Source organism: Halobacteriovorax vibrionivorans, assembly GCF_003346865.1.
Taxonomy (GTDB): Bacteria; Bdellovibrionota; Bacteriovoracia; order Bacteriovoracales; family Bacteriovoracaceae; genus Halobacteriovorax_A; species Halobacteriovorax_A vibrionivorans.
The window spans coordinates 979,384-993,903 of sequence record NZ_QDKL01000002.1; the positions used below are offsets into that span (position 1 = coordinate 979,384).

Sequence of the window (14,520 nt, forward strand, 5' to 3'; positions counted from 1 at the left end):
CCAATTATGTTGAATCTGTTAATGATTAATATAGGACCAAGTTATGGACAATGCACAAAAACAAGAGCTGTATAATAATGTAAAAAGAGATATCTTTGCGATTTGCGAAGGTGAATCGAATACAATTGCAAAAATGGCCACAATCTCTTGTGTATTAAAGCAGGCTTTTCCACACTTTTATTGGTGTGGGTTCTATAATGTTGATAACTCAAAAGAATCTGAACTCGTTGTTGGCCCTTACCAAGGGACTCTTGGCTGTTTACGCATTCCATTTGGTAAAGGAGTGTGCGGAACAGCTGCTCAATCTTTAGAAACACAAATTGTTGAAGATGTTTATGCAATTGAAAATCACATCACTTGTGATCCTAAGAGCCAGTCTGAAATTGTCGTGCCTGTTTTAGAAAATGGAAAGCTAATCTCAGTGTTAGATATTGATAGTGATGTGAAAGCAAGTTTCAATGATATAGATAAAGAAAACCTCGAAGAGATAATTAACAGAGTATTTAATTAGGTTGGAGTTCCTTGATCTTCAAACCAATTCGCCTGTCTCTTTTTAATAGCGAGCATCGTGTCATCATTGGCCATAACTGTAGTATCGGCCATAACATCACCTAATCTGTGACCTGAATCTAGTTTATATAAAAGATATAATTCAATTCCGACCATTGGAATACCAATTATCACGGCCATAAACCAACCAAGAACTGGAATAATGGCAAAAATAAGTGGAATAATAAAAGGCAGATTACGAACAAAGCTCTGCTTCAATGAACAAGGTGTTCCATCAACAAGAGAGATAACGCGAAAGCCAATAAACTTCTTTCCTACCGATTGACCATTTTGGATCGCATCTGCAAAAGTTAAATAAACAATGGAAAAAAGAATACCGATTGGATAGAGAAATAGCGATAACACAAGAACAATAAATAGGTCTATTGCCTTTGCTAATATCCTTGAAAAACGTGCAACCTTTATGGCCGACTTCAATAAGTACTTTCTATCCATAATAAATATCTTATCCTATGAATTTTATTAGAAAACAAGGCATTTTTTGCACCACGTTCAAATAAGGAATATTAAGTAAAGAAATACTTTAACTTCTCTATAGACCAATAGATGATCACTAATAGCCAAAAATAATATTTTAAGTTATAAATGTAGACTGAAAGAAAGAAGAGCAAAAAAGCTCTGGAGGATAATTATATGAGTACTGTTGGTAAAACTGACGTAGCAAATTTTGAATCTGATGTATTAAAGAACGCAAAGCCAGTTCTAGTTGATTTTTGGGCAGAATGGTGTGGACCTTGTAAAACTCTAGGGCCAGTTCTAGACGAAGTTGCATCAGAAATTGGTGAAGGTGCAAGCATCGTTAAAGTTAACGTTGATGATAATGGTGAGCTTGCTCAACAATATGGAATCCGTGGGATCCCAACAATGATTTTCTTCAAAGATGGACAAGCAACAAAGACACTTGTTGGTGTTCAGACGAAAGAAGAAATTAAAAAGTCTTTAGAAGAATTAATGTAATATAAAGCCTCTATCAAAGAGGCTTTTCTTTTATCTTTATCAAGGATCGAAAAGGTATCTAATAATGAATGATTTTATTTCTCACGCTTTTAATCACGCTCAAGAAACATTAACAAAGTTTATTGCTAACGAAGATAATTTCAAAGTTATGCAAGATGCAATTGATGAAATGGTTTCAGCTATTAAAAACAATGGCCGAGTAATTAGCTGTGGAAATGGTGGTTCAATGTGCGATGCCATGCACTTTGCAGAAGAGCTGACTGGACGCTTTCGTAAAGATCGTCCCGCGATGCCAGCAATGGCGGTAGCAGATCCTTCACACATTACTTGTGTTGCAAACGATTACGGATTTGAGTATATCTTTTCAAAATATGTTGAAGCACATGGACACAAGGGCGATGTTCTTCTTGCAATTTCAACTTCTGGAAATTCTCCAAATTGTCTTGAAGCAGTTAAATCTGCTCACGCAAAGGGAATGAAAGTTGTTGGGCTACTTGGAAAAGGTGGCGGAAAGATGAAAGACCTTGTGGACTTCCCTCTTGTGATTGAAGCTGATCTTTCTGATCGAATTCAAGAAATGCACATTAAAATTATTCATACGTTTATCGAAGGTATTGAAAGGCAAGTTTTCCCAGAAAATTACTAAAGGGTCGTAAAGCCGCGCCTTCGGCTAGCTTTACTTTTTTCACATTCATCTGTTCGTCAAAACTTGCCTTTGGGCAACTTTTGTACGCACGATGTCCCAGAAAATTACTAAAGGATCGTAAAGCCGCGCCTTCGGCTAGCTTTACTTTTGTCACATTCATCTGTTCGTCAAAACTTGCCTTTGGGCAACTTTTGTACGCACGATGTCCCAGAAAATTACTAAAGAACCGGCACAAACTTCCAAGTCTTTAAAATCAAGTATTTGACGCGATTATGAGTTAAAATAATCTTAAGTTAGTACACAATTTTAAGGAGCTATATAATGGAAGGCACTGCTGTATCATCCGTAAACACAATCGCTGCTTTTTTTCAAAACGGCGGACTTTTCATGTGGATCATTCTATTCATCTGGGCCGTAGGTCTGGCAATTGGATTAGAGAGATTCTTTAAATTAAGTTTTAAATTTGATGTTGATGGAGCTTCTTTTATGAATGAACTTCGTCGCTACATCATGGCAAATGATGTTGAAGGTGCTTCACGTGTTTGCTCTGGATCGAACGCGGCCCTACCAAAAGTTCTAAGAAGTGGACTTGAAAGAGCGTCAGCAAAACCAGAACAAATTCAAAATGCAATTGATGCTACTGCACTTGAAGTTATCCCTAAGGTTGAACTTAGACTTAACTATCTTCAGTTAATTGCAAATATCTCAACTCTATTTGGACTACTGGGAACAATTCAAGGTCTAATCGCTTCATTCGCAGCTGTTGCTGCAGCTGATCCTACACAAAAAGCAGAACTACTTGCTAAAGGGATCTCACAAGCGATGAATACGACTTTCCTAGGTCTACTTGTTGCCATCACAATTATGATCATTCACTCTTTCCTAAGTTCAAAGTCTGAAAAGATCATTAATGAAATCGATGAATATTCTGTAAAGCTAATGGATATCCTAAGCACAGAAGAAAGTAAGCAGTAAGAAAGAAATTAATTATGTATAGAAAACCGAGTCGAAAATATAAGAATAAGAAAGTTGAGAGGCTGAATCTAATTCCAATTTTAGATTCGGTCTTCATCTTTATCTTCTTCCTTCTTATGTCTGCTAACTTTGTTAGAATCTATGAGATTGGCTCTGATGTTCCAATTATCTCAAACAGCCAACCTCCAAAAACAGATAAGAAGAGACTTGATCTTACTTTAAAGATCAATCAAAGCAATATTAGCCTCCACTCTGGACCTAATGAAAGACGAATCTTCAGCGCAGGTAAAACGGCCAGCGGAGAATATGATCTTTTCAAACTTCGTCAAAAGCTCATCGAATTAAAGAAAAGCTATGTTGATGAAAAAGAAGTCATCTTTATCCCTAATGCAAATATTACTTATGAAGAACTCATTAAGATTATGGATGCAGTACGCGATCTAAAGAAAACAGATCCAGAGATCTGGACGAAGAGAAATGGCGAAGACACAAAAGTCACTGAGTTATTTAATAATATTATCTTTGGTGACACGCAGTCTTAAGACAATAGGTAAAGTATGAGAAAACGTTCGATAAGAAATAGAGGAATAAGAAGAAAGAAGGAACCACTTGATATTGATATCACTTCCCTTCTTGATATCCTTGTTATCTTACTTGTATTCCTAATTAGAAGTTACGATACAACTGGTGTAATTTTAAATATTCCAAAAGATATTACAATTCCTCACTCTGTTTCGAAATCAATTAACGAGCAAGGAGTTGTTGTACAAGTTTCACCTAAGGTCATTTGGGTTGATGACAAAGAAGTTCACAACACTGAAACTTACAAGGGACGTCTCTACTCTCAAGGCGGAAGATTAATTCTTCCTCTCTACAACGAGTTAGTGGCCAAAAAGAAAGAAATTGATGATATTGCAAAGACGACACCTAATGCGAAGAATTTCTCAGGTATAGTTAATCTCGTAATTGATAAGTCTTTGAAGTACAACTATATCAAAAAACTCATGCATACTGCTGCTGAGGCAGGGTTTCAAAAGTATAAATTCGTTGTCCTTGGACAAGAATAGAATAAAAAAGGCTCCGTAAGGAGCCTTTTTATTTTCATTAATACTATTTTGATAAATCTAAAAGAAACGAGTTAGGGTAACACCTAATTCATCATCTCCATCTAGGATATAGAGACCACGACGATCACTTTCTGCATCATCTCCAATTGTAACTCCTCTAAAGTTAACCTTGGCTTTCCATGCATTATTCAGGCGTCTCTCATAGCTTAAGTAATACAAAGCTTCACCGTTTCTTTCAAGGTCAATATACAGCCCAAGTGTAAACTCATTTGAATAAGCATCATTTAAAGCAAAACGATGACCGATGAAGAGATCATTTTGAAAAATCTGGGCCTGGCTTCTCTTCTCTTTTCCAACTCCTAGAACATATTGATATTCAGTGTAAAAACTAGAACTCCAATTATTTGCGTAGTTATGAGTATATTCATGACCTATAGAAGCTAATTGATAATCAAAAACTTCTCTCGTTCCACCTGTATAATCGAGAATAGCAACTGAATCATCTGCATTAAAATCAGAGTAGAGGTATTCGAATTTAAAAGTTTGCTCGCCCCAAAAAAATGTTGCGGCCGCTCCAATATCTAAAACATCAACATAGAATGCTTCAAGCGTTGTCGGTGTTGATGGTCTAGCGCCAAATATTGGTCTCGTTCGATCAATATGATCCATGGCAAATACTGTCAGATCGAGATCTCCAAACTGATGAGCGTAATAGACTGCGAATTGATTATACTGATCTTCTTCGTCACTACTTTTAACTTCATTTCCTGAAACGACATTCTGCCTTACCGGCTCTAGCCCATCAAAAATTCTCATTAATGGATCAGGATAAAAGCCTTCCGTAAAATATGGCATATAGATGAACTTCATCGTACCGATACTTGTATAATGACTGGCAACAATGGACTTCTCACCAAGCTTTTCAAATCGCTCAATATTTCCATCGTTTATGCGCGAGTTAAGAACATCAACAACATGATATGCCTCTAAGCGAGACCACATGAACATGTGATAACCAGCAGAGAATTGCCAATTCCCAAGACTGCGTCCGATATTTAACTCATTAAAGTCCACATAACTATTTTCTTGATATTTTTCATCGGCACGAGCAACTAGAGAGAGATTGTATTCCCACCCTTTCCAATCATCACGTTCCTCAAGACTTAACTTAACAAACTTCAAATCAGTAGGCTGTTTCTCATTTCCCAATAAAACATCAGTATACTTCTTTTGAGTATAGTAACGATAATTTAACGATATCTCTCCCCTGCCATCTGCATATGCAGTTTCAGATACTAGAGAGAGGGCCCCAATAATTACTGTAAAAAATACATTCTTCAATTTACTTCAACTTCCTCTTAGTAAGATCGTTCTCATTTACTTTCTTACCAATAACTCTATTTTTCCATTTAAATATTGATTTCTTCTTATTATTTAAATTAACCATATCAATTTGGTTAGCTCGCCACATCTTTCTTTTTCCAACTGTGTAAGATTTAAACTCACTCATTGTCGAAGTCTTAATATGTTCATTTCTTTTGTTGTAGTACTCAGTTTTTACTGGCGCTAAATACTTCTTTGATACATGTAGAATAACTCTTAGATAAGAACTCTTTCCCTTTGCTTTACGCTCTAGAGTCCAAGTATTCTTATCTTCACTTAAGAACTTATAATTATATTTTTCGATTGTTTGACCACCGATATCTTCGAATGAAAACTCAGACCCCATAAATGAGCTCCCCTTAGATCGAGAGTTGATTTTCTTTACTCTTCTTAGAGAAGGTAAGTATAACCACTGGTCATCATCCTTATCAGAACTCTTCCATGTCCAAGTTAAAAGCTTTGTCCCTTTTACATCTAATGGCTTTCTAAACTCCATAAGACTTTTATCAACGCCTTCAAATTCACCAGATGTACCAAGCATTTCTCTAACAATCTCAACGCCACTTGTATCAACTAAAATAAGCTCCATTGTCGATGTGTCACCGATATAACCTTTATTGGCCGCATCCATCTTCTTTGCAATCTCAAGACCTTTCTCATCTGCAAGAACTGCAAGAGAAAACATTATTAAGAAAAATTTAACAAATTTCATTATCCTACCTCATTATCGTTGGTCTGTTTCCACAAGATACTATCATTCACATCACAATGATTGAATATTTAGTATTGATAATAGTAATGGATTCATTAAATAGCTGAAAATATGCCCCTTATTTACAACAAGGGGCATCATATATTGATTGAATATACTTAGTAAGAGCTTGGATTTAGGTTAAGAGGTACGTGAACAGCAACCTCAGCTCCACCTTTTGGTCTTGGAAATTGAATTGTTTTAAGGTGATTTGCAACACAGTTTTTAACACTGCGTGGCACGGCCTTATCAGCTTTCGTCACCTTAGCTCTTGTAACATTCCCTGATGCACCAATGACAAAGTCCATAGCAAGAACACCTGAAATGGCCTTTTGCTGAACATCTAATTCCTTTTGGTAGCAGTAACGGAATTGAGGAACGTTCTCCATTAGAATTCTCATAATATCATTACGATCCATTGATCCAAGAATAACTTCACGGTAAGGGACACCAGCAATATAAACTTTCTTTTTATGAACTAGTCCATCTGTACCAAACGAAGAAGAAAGTTTTCCACGAGTCTTACTACTTAGCGAACCAACCTCTGCTTTAACATCAGCCTTTTGAACTTGGGCCGACTCACCCATTGAAAGAGCATTACTATCATCTTTAAAACTTTCAGTCGTACCAGCATCAGCAAAAGAACTTAGTGATCCGCCCTTTGCCATCAAAGAGTTCATTGATGATGTGAAAGACGGTGACTTATATACATCGACTTTTCCTCTACTCTTTCTGTTATTAGAAAGCTTCTTAACTTTAGAGGCCTTCTTAGTTGTTCGAGAAGGTTTGCCTGCTTTTTTATTGGACTTTCTCACAACCTTTTTATCATTTGTTGGTCCCTTCTTAGGAGCAGCTTTTTTTGGAGTAGAATTTGAAGCCTTAGCAGTTCGGTCCCCCCTACTCTTTGAAGGCTTCTGCTCTTTAGGAGTATTTGAAACCTCTTGCTTAACTGGAGCCTTCTTTTGTACTTTCTTTGGTGTTTCCTTCTTAATGACATTTTTCTTTTTAGTCACTCTAAGCTGTTTTGGCTTATATAAGATTTTTGCAATTCTTTCAGGAACTTTCTCTTTCTCAATCTCTTTATCGACTTGGAAGTTAAGCATTCCCCCCATAAAAACAGCGAATACTAGCACACAAAAAATCAGGTACTTTCTTAATTCCTTATCTCTTCTAAAGATTGGTGCCGATTTTACAATTGGAGGTGCTTCAGTACCTCTGATAAATACTTTTAAATTATCTTTTTCAAAAATATGAATATCATCACGACGTAATGAATTTTTAGCATTTTTATTATTTAAAAATGTACGATGTTCAAATCCAGGAATTCTTCCAACAGCAACATCATTTTTCTTTATATCTAATAGCTCAACTTTATCTTTTTTTCCTAAATATGGAAATTCAATATCATTGCCACGTGGGTTCATTCCAACGAGATTATACTTTCCGTCTTTATGTGGAATATAATCGAGTCCAACAATCTTTCCATTAAAAAGAATGATTACTTCAGCAGCTTCTTTATCGACACTGTATTTAAAGATTGGATAAATCTCATCTGGTTCTTCAAAAATATACTCAGAGAACTTAACATTATCATCCATACTTAAAGGATAATTAACTTGGTAATCACTATCCTTTTGATTCTTTTGAATGACTTCATCGTTAAACTTAGGTTGTTTCGGTAAGTTTCTAACAACTTCTTGTGGATGTATTAATTGCTGAGGAGGTAGTTCACTACTTTCACCAAAGGTAAAAGAGTAATTACCAATTGTAATAGTCTCTCCCCCTCTAAGTTCACACGTTACGACTTCTTCATTATTTATTTTGACGGGATTCTTTGTCGACATACTATATATTGATGTCTTATCTTGTGCGAATTCAATAAGACAATGAATATCATCTATTCCTGCCCCTCTCATTCTTACATCACAAGAGTCACTTGCCCCTAGGATAATTCTATTCTTACGAGGTAGACGTATATCCTTTTTACCTTTTAAATAAAATGATCTTCCTTGATCCACGAGGTCTCCCTATCTAATTCGATCTAATCCCTTCATCATTTCAAGATGAAAATTAGGTTTCGATGGTAGTTTATTTTTAAATTGTCTAAGATAACGACTTGAAACAGTGATTTCGCCAGGAGCACCCAGCTCACCATCGACACTAATTTCGTCTAAATTAAATTTCTCAAACTTCTTGTACTTATAAATAACTTTATCGTTTACAGATTTTTGACCGAACGATGCTTGTGACAACAAGATAAATAAGGCCGTTGTTATAATTCTTTTCATATTGTTAACCCTTTAATCTGCTGAAAGATTGTTTTATCTTTTGCATTTAAATCCATATCTTCGATATCTTCTCTTACCCTCTTAGCGTGTTCGCTTTTAAGTTGCTTTAGAGAATAATATAAAGCGATTTTAAGACTTGGAATTTCAAAGTAATCAGAATTCATTTCTTTTAAAATCGTATAAGCAAACTTAGGTTTCCCATCAAACAAATAAGAATAAACCAGCGAATTTATCACATCGCGATCTTTTTTATTAACGCGATATAAGTTCTTAAGCATTGCTGTTGATTTACTATAAAGCCCATACTTGATGTATATATTTGAAAGATTAAACATTGCTGTCTTATTGTTTCTCTTAATTAAAAGAACTTGTTTAAAAGCTGCAATGGCCTTGCGATCTTTACCTTCATCAACTGAGATAACACCGATATTATTAATAGCTGGAATATACTTACTATTTAAAGCGACAGCTTTATTAAAATATACCTTCGCTAATCTCTTATTACCTGTTTTATATGAGCAAATCCCCTGCTGATTCCAATATGCAGGATTCTTCTTATTTTTTTCATAAAGAGCGTCAAGCTTCGCGAGTCCTTCTTTTGTATTTCCAAGATAACAAAGTCCAACTAGGCCTGTTTTCTTCTCATCAATGCTTTCTAATCTTTCCTTAGACACCTTATCTAAAGATTCATCCTCTAAAACATCATCAACTAGATCATTAATAAGGTGATAATCGGCATCAGCATTATAACGAACTTGCTTCTTCGGTTTAAAATCTTCATTTGATAGGTTTTCAATTTGCTCAGCTTCTTCGCCACCTAATTTCTGTACAGTCTTTCCACCAGAGGCGCATGATGCCAAAAGTAATATCAAAAGAGAAATATTTAAAAACTTCATTACTGATTCCCCCTCTTATCCATTAAGACAGCACCTGTCATCGATGGAAGGCTTAACCCCTGTCGAGAAAGTGTTCCAAAGTTTACTGTTAGAACATCATTCTTATTAATCAAAGAATCTAGTTCTCTTTTTAATTGTCTTGATTTTGAAGCGAGGTTTGCTGATACATTTTGCATACTTCCCTTAAAAGAGTTTACATATTCCTGAGACTTCCCAGTCGGTGTAAAAGTAGCGACATCTTTTGAGAACTTATCATATGAACTAATAAGTAATGAGTAACTCTTAACCATCGCTTCACCAGATCCCATGGCCACAATCTTTGTTACTTGATTCTGGATACTTTCAAGACGTGCAAACTTGCCTTTCATAGTGTTATTGAATTTATTCTCAGGGAAGCTTAACTCAATTGCATTAAAGCTATTAACAGCTCTTTCTACATCTGCAACTTCAGCTAGGGCAACTTCATCGATCGTCTCAATTGCAAGTTTTTTCTTATTTTTAACCCTACGATAAATATAATTAAGCTCATTGTTGTAACGAGAGCTATTACCTTGTTCACGAGATAACTTTGCTAACTTTCCAACATATTCAGACTTACGATATAGATTTTTTGTATATGCTGACAATCTTTCACGATAAATCTTATCTGCATTAGTAATTTGTTTAAAGTCTATATAGTAGTCAAAGATTTGTTCATAAGAAGCTAGCATCGTTGAATTATTAAATCGACATTTTGATTGTTGATCGACAAATGCTACGGCCTTTGAATCATTACGAGTTGCTAGTCCCATAACGATATAGTTCTTTAGAAGTTTTTCTTTATTCTTATTATTGATACCACATGTCTTACCAAGTAACTTTTGTGTTAATAACATTCCATCAGCAACTCTCTGTCTCAAAAATAGTTCACTTATAATACTATTAAAAGATTCATAGAATTTTACTAATTCAGTAGTGGTCATTTCTTCAATTGCTCGATCCAACCATTTAGCAGTTAGGCCGACATTTCCTGACTCATAAAAAAGAACGGCAATATTATAAGCAGCATTTCTCTTAGCATCTGCGGTACTTTCTGGATCTTTATAAATGAAGAGATATCCCTTTAACGCAGTGATCTTATCACCACTTTTATTGGCCTTTTGAATATCTGAAAATTGTGCAACAAGAATAATCTTATTTAGATGATTTACAAATCCTCTCTTTAAAGGAATTCCCTGGCCTTTTAGCTCCCCAACAAAAGACATAAGTCCCTTTTTATTTTTTTGGGTTTTATACATGTCTACAATACGGCCAATCATTGCTTCATTTTTAGATATATTTCTTGGATTCTCTTTAGCATACACAAAGAATGTCTGTTTTGCTTTTTCAACATCTTTCTTTTCATCTACGTAGAAAGAAAATAGTTTTTCTACTGCTTTATTCTTTTTCGACTTAGATTCTTCTGTTTTGATATAGTTTGTGAAGATTGTTTCAAAGTACTTATTACGTGTTGATTTAGAAATCTTACGATCATTTAGGACAATCATCATCCCCGCTAGAGATCTTTTATAATAAGTTGAACCTGGTTGAGCAGTAGATAAGACTTTATCATACATATAAAGTGCCTCAGGATATTCATTAGCTGCATAATATGACTCACCAGCAAAAAAGAGTGCTCTTTCACTTAGCTTAGGATCAATTTGTTGTGAAATAAAATATAATTCAGCAGCCGTTTTCCCTTTAGACTTCATTACCTTGGGACGCTTCTTATTATGAGACATCTCTAATTCTTTTTGGAGTTGTGCGGCTCTTTTCGTAACAAAATATAGTGCTTCTTTCTTTTGTTCTGCATTTAATGGCGACTTTGTTATCGCTCTTGCATATCTAAGGAAATATGAATTATTCCCATATTTATCGTAAATCATTAATAGCTGAACTAATGACATTGCTTTATACTTCGGATTTTTGCCATTGAATGCTCTTCCAAACATATCTGCAGCTTGAGAATATTTTTGTTTTCCTATAAGGATCATTCCCATGTCATAGAAATTTTTCTCGGCATCTGTATTTTGATTCTGATAAAACTTCAGGGCCTTATTTGTTTTACCGCTTTCTGCGTAGAAGTAACCGACATCACGTGATGCCATATCTTGTTTATCTATATATTTAGGACTCTTAGAAAGTTCAAAAACCTGCTCCATTTGCTTTACCGCAGTATTTTTTCGCCCTACCCTAAAGTTTGACCATGCAAGGTTATAAAGATACTTCGTATACCATTTATCGTCTCTAATTTTACCAATTGCTGTATTGTAATACTGTCTAGATTTATTAAAATCACCTTCACGATAGTAAATATCACCTAGAGCGAGTCGAGACTTAGTTTCGATGAAGTCACCTTTGGGAGCTGATCTTACTGATTTTACAAATAACGACTTTGCATCTTCCATGTTAACATTCTCTAATTCATTATAAGCAAGAATGTAGTAGATATGAGAGCGGGCCCTTCTGTTAGGTTTTTTCTTTAAAATAGAAATACCTATTCCACGAGCTTTCTTATAGTATGAGTCAGAAACCGAAAAAAACTTTTTTCTATCGATTTGATTCTTTTGTTTTGGAGTTAGTTTAAAAAAGTTTTCATTTTCTTGTTCACGAATGATACGACCTTTTTCAAGGTTTAGTTCGGCCATTCTAAGATCTAAAGTATTATCCCTCTTTGTATAACGCTTCATTCTACTGATTTCTTTAAGTTCCATATCGATAACAGAGACGATACGGTCTCTTTTTGGACTTAATTTAATTCCATAGGAACTGAAGCTTATAAGAGATGCTAGTAATAATACTTTAATCATTATTGACACTCCGATCGAAGAGCAAATACATAGTCACCCATTTCATCGGCCCAAAATTCACCGTTGAATGACCAGAAGTATTGCTTCGAATTTCTTTTTAAATATTTAATATCGCCACGTGCACCTGTATCTGTAATCCCACTATACAACTTAGCCTTTCTTGCATTTAAAGCTTCAAGTCTTAAATAACTTAGACCGATGAATGATTTTTCAAGTTGTGCTGAAACTAACTTAAAAGTTCTCTTAGTATATGAACCAATAAGTTTTTGTTGAAGCATCAGAGAGTCTTTAAGGTTTATAGCAAGAATCTTTCTAAGGCGACGATTACGTACTTTTTTGATATTTGATATTTCTCTTAAGCCAGCTTTATAACTTTGAAAAAGCTGTATAAATGCTGGGTCTTTAGAAACATTTCTAAGGACTTTATTTGTTAAAGGATCATAGTATTTCTTTCCATCAACAAATGAATTAATAAAGTTAAAATACCATTCAAGAGAATGTTTACGGGCAATCATCTTATCGATGACTTGTTTAGATTTATCAAACTCCGCATAGTGATCATCAATGATCTTAGACATATCATCGTATAAACAAAGTTTAAAATAACTCAAAGCCTTTAAAACATTAATTTCTGGATTAACAATATAGTTAAGTACCGGTGCTTTATATGTAACTAACTTACCAAGCGTTCTATTGTAGTCACCCTTGTAATAACTATTCCAAGCCTCCTCAATTAAAAGCTCAGGCCAAATATATGATCTCTTATCGACATCAATGAATGATAATTCTGCATCATCTAACTTTTTCTGCTCATATTTAACACGAGCAATACCTGCTAAACAATAGTCATGATTTATTTGTAATTGTCTGGCCCTCACCTCATCATCACTTGAAGTGGACATATCAACACATCTTTCAAAAGCTGAAATAGCGGCGCGGAAACCTCGTTGCATTGTAAACGCCATCCCTTCGAGATGAAGAGAGAATGCTTTTACAGGATGCCCTGCTGGAATAGTTCCATTTAATGTTTGTAGGGCCTCTTTATACTTTCTTCTCTTTAATAGTTTTTTTGCAAGTAAGTACTTTAAAGTCGGCGAATCAATCTTGCTAAGATATTGCTCAGGTAAAAGAACAAATTGTCTATCACCTACTTTGGAGACAACCTTTTCAAAAAGTCTTTCAAAGTCTTTATTAGTACGTCCCTTATATGTAACCAAGTACTCTTTCACATATGGAACAGCAGTATGATACATTTCCTTTTCGATTAGGAGTTTAATAATATGGGGATATCGTGCGATGCGATTTCGAGATTTGGTTAAGTCTGTCCAAATAGACTCGAGAGCAAAGACTTGCCCCATGAGTAAAAATGCAATGATCGATTTCTTTAACACAACAGCTTCCCTTAAATATCAAATTGAACAGAAAAAGTTAGATCAATATTTGAATATAGTTGATCTGACTCTGATCCCGCTTCTCTAGCAGGTGCCGCTTGATATAAGATTCCGTTAATATCTGCTCTAACACTCCAAGAAGTGTTTACATAAAACTTAGATGAAACATTCCACATTAATCCAGTATGCGACTCATCAACCGTTAGGCCAGGGTTTGGTGAACCAGCTCTAACTTCAGGCCCATTATTTGTTTCGTTCAGTTTTGCAAAACCAAGACCGAAGATCCAATCAACATAGACAATAGAGTTAAATGTATTAATTTTCGAATAAAATGGTGACCACAGGGCCATCGCACCGATGTAATCATTTACAATGCGACGAAATGGAATAGACCCACTTCCTCCTCCATTACTATTACGTACTGAAGCGGCCGTATCATTTTCTTCACCTGAGTTAGAAGCGTAAATAAACTCTGCCCCCCACTCTTCATGAAAGAAATAACCAGCTCTTAATTGTAGAGATGTAGAATCAACGAAAGCACCTGATAGTGTTTTCCCAAAACCTCCACTAACGTAGAAACGATTTACCTTTTTAAATTTACGATTTTGTAAAACATAAATTTCTTTATCTTTATCAAGCCATGAAAAATTATAAAGATCCGTTTCTGCCGCGAAAGTTTTCATCGTTAGAAAAGTTAAAAATAATACAAAGATCATCCTAATCATTTTAGCGTCCTGCCTTTCAAATAGTTGGATTTACAGAGATTAT

15 protein-coding genes are annotated in these 14,520 nt (G+C 35.1%); 6 read left to right on the top strand and 9 right to left on the bottom strand.

Annotation, left to right across the window (positions count from 1 at the left end):
• The first annotated feature begins 43 nt into the window (after positions 1–43).
• Positions 44–511 carry a GAF domain-containing protein gene (locus tag DAY19_RS10600; protein WP_115362172.1) on the top strand — a complete coding sequence of 156 codons (468 nt, stop codon included), beginning with the start codon at positions 44–46 and terminating at the stop codon, positions 509–511.
• Here the strand turns inward: DAY19_RS10600 and DAY19_RS10605 are convergent.
• The gene (locus DAY19_RS10605) at positions 508–1,005 is read right to left on the bottom strand and encodes an RDD family protein (protein WP_115362174.1); all 498 of its coding nucleotides are present in this window, start codon (positions 1,003–1,005) and stop codon (positions 508–510) included. The genes DAY19_RS10600 and DAY19_RS10605 overlap by 4 nt on opposite strands.
• A gap of 183 nt (positions 1,006–1,188) precedes the next feature.
• Between DAY19_RS10605 and trxA the strand changes: the two genes are divergently transcribed.
• The 5 genes from trxA (at position 1,189) to DAY19_RS10630 (ending at position 4,215) form a co-directional block, all read left to right on the top strand.
• Positions 1,189–1,527 (top strand): thioredoxin, encoded by a 339-nt coding sequence (gene trxA / locus DAY19_RS10610; protein WP_330220808.1) that lies wholly within the window; start codon positions 1,189–1,191, stop codon positions 1,525–1,527.
• A gap of 64 nt (positions 1,528–1,591) precedes the next feature.
• Complete coding sequence (gmhA, locus tag DAY19_RS10615) at positions 1,592–2,173, top strand: D-sedoheptulose 7-phosphate isomerase (RefSeq protein WP_115362178.1); 582 nt, start codon at positions 1,592–1,594, stop codon at positions 2,171–2,173.
• A 321-nt stretch (positions 2,174–2,494) separates the two neighbouring features.
• Positions 2,495–3,148: a MotA/TolQ/ExbB proton channel family protein gene (locus DAY19_RS10620; RefSeq protein ID WP_115362180.1), complete on the top strand. Its 654-nt coding sequence runs from the start codon at positions 2,495–2,497 to the stop codon at positions 3,146–3,148.
• A gap of 14 nt (positions 3,149–3,162) precedes the next feature.
• A complete protein-coding gene (locus DAY19_RS10625) occupies positions 3,163–3,690 on the top strand; it encodes an ExbD/TolR family protein (RefSeq protein WP_115362182.1) in 528 nt (175 codons plus the stop codon).
• Between the two features lie 15 nt (positions 3,691–3,705).
• Entirely contained in the window at positions 3,706–4,215 is a 510-nt protein-coding gene (locus DAY19_RS10630) for a biopolymer transporter ExbD (RefSeq protein ID WP_115362184.1), read from the top strand.
• A gap of 57 nt (positions 4,216–4,272) precedes the next feature.
• Here DAY19_RS10630 and DAY19_RS10635 read toward each other — a convergent pair whose 3' ends face one another.
• The 8 genes from DAY19_RS10635 to DAY19_RS10670 form a co-directional block, all read right to left on the bottom strand.
• Positions 4,273–5,556, bottom strand: coding sequence for a hypothetical protein (locus tag DAY19_RS10635; RefSeq protein ID WP_115362187.1), 1,284 nt, complete (start codon positions 5,554–5,556; stop codon positions 4,273–4,275).
• A gap of 1 nt (position 5,557) precedes the next feature.
• Positions 5,558–6,310, bottom strand: coding sequence for an outer membrane lipoprotein-sorting protein (locus DAY19_RS10640; RefSeq protein WP_115362189.1), 753 nt, complete (start codon positions 6,308–6,310; stop codon positions 5,558–5,560).
• A 158-nt stretch (positions 6,311–6,468) separates the two neighbouring features.
• Entirely contained in the window at positions 6,469–8,367 is a 1,899-nt protein-coding gene (locus DAY19_RS10645; protein WP_115362191.1) for an AgmX/PglI C-terminal domain-containing protein, read from the bottom strand.
• 9 nt (positions 8,368–8,376) lie between these two features.
• Positions 8,377–8,637 (bottom strand): hypothetical protein, encoded by a 261-nt coding sequence (locus DAY19_RS10650; protein WP_115362193.1) that lies wholly within the window; start codon positions 8,635–8,637, stop codon positions 8,377–8,379.
• Entirely contained in the window at positions 8,634–9,533 is a 900-nt protein-coding gene (locus tag DAY19_RS10655) for a hypothetical protein (RefSeq protein WP_115362195.1), read from the bottom strand. The genes DAY19_RS10650 and DAY19_RS10655 overlap by 4 nt, the downstream gene beginning before the upstream one ends.
• Complete coding sequence (locus DAY19_RS10660; RefSeq protein ID WP_115362197.1) at positions 9,533–12,361, bottom strand: tetratricopeptide repeat protein; 2,829 nt, start codon at positions 12,359–12,361, stop codon at positions 9,533–9,535. Before DAY19_RS10660 ends, DAY19_RS10655 begins: the two co-directional genes overlap by 1 nt.
• The gene (locus DAY19_RS10665) at positions 12,361–13,752 is read right to left on the bottom strand and encodes a hypothetical protein (RefSeq protein ID WP_115362198.1); all 1,392 of its coding nucleotides are present in this window, start codon (positions 13,750–13,752) and stop codon (positions 12,361–12,363) included. The genes DAY19_RS10660 and DAY19_RS10665 overlap by 1 nt, the downstream gene beginning before the upstream one ends.
• A gap of 11 nt (positions 13,753–13,763) precedes the next feature.
• Positions 13,764–14,468 carry an outer membrane beta-barrel domain-containing protein gene (locus DAY19_RS10670; protein ID WP_158536881.1) on the bottom strand — a complete coding sequence of 235 codons (705 nt, stop codon included), beginning with the start codon at positions 14,466–14,468 and terminating at the stop codon, positions 13,764–13,766.
• Positions 14,469–14,520: the final 52 nt, after the last annotated feature.

What these genes read in the sequence shown, in the direction of transcription:
- DAY19_RS10620 (WP_115362180.1), top strand. Translation starts at nt 2,495, where the DNA reads ATGGAAGGCACTGCTGTATCATCCGTAAACACAATCGCTGCTTTTTTT.
- DAY19_RS10630 (WP_115362184.1), top strand. Translation starts at nt 3,706, where the DNA reads ATGAGAAAACGTTCGATAAGAAATAGAGGAATAAGAAGAAAGAAGGAA.
- DAY19_RS10625 (WP_115362182.1), top strand. Translation starts at nt 3,163, where the DNA reads ATGTATAGAAAACCGAGTCGAAAATATAAGAATAAGAAAGTTGAGAGG.
- DAY19_RS10600 (WP_115362172.1), top strand. Translation starts at nt 44, where the DNA reads ATGGACAATGCACAAAAACAAGAGCTGTATAATAATGTAAAAAGAGAT.
- DAY19_RS10655 (WP_115362195.1), bottom strand. Translation starts at nt 9,533, where the DNA reads ATGAAGTTTTTAAATATTTCTCTTTTGATATTACTTTTGGCATCATGC.
- DAY19_RS10650 (WP_115362193.1), bottom strand. Translation starts at nt 8,637, where the DNA reads ATGAAAAGAATTATAACAACGGCCTTATTTATCTTGTTGTCACAAGCA.
- DAY19_RS10660 (WP_115362197.1), bottom strand. Translation starts at nt 12,361, where the DNA reads ATGATTAAAGTATTATTACTAGCATCTCTTATAAGCTTCAGTTCCTAT.
- gmhA (WP_115362178.1), top strand. Translation starts at nt 1,592, where the DNA reads ATGAATGATTTTATTTCTCACGCTTTTAATCACGCTCAAGAAACATTA.
- DAY19_RS10605 (WP_115362174.1), bottom strand. Translation starts at nt 1,005, where the DNA reads ATGGATAGAAAGTACTTATTGAAGTCGGCCATAAAGGTTGCACGTTTT.
- DAY19_RS10640 (WP_115362189.1), bottom strand. Translation starts at nt 6,310, where the DNA reads ATGAAATTTGTTAAATTTTTCTTAATAATGTTTTCTCTTGCAGTTCTT.
- DAY19_RS10670 (WP_158536881.1), bottom strand. Translation starts at nt 14,468, where the DNA reads ATGATCTTTGTATTATTTTTAACTTTTCTAACGATGAAAACTTTCGCG.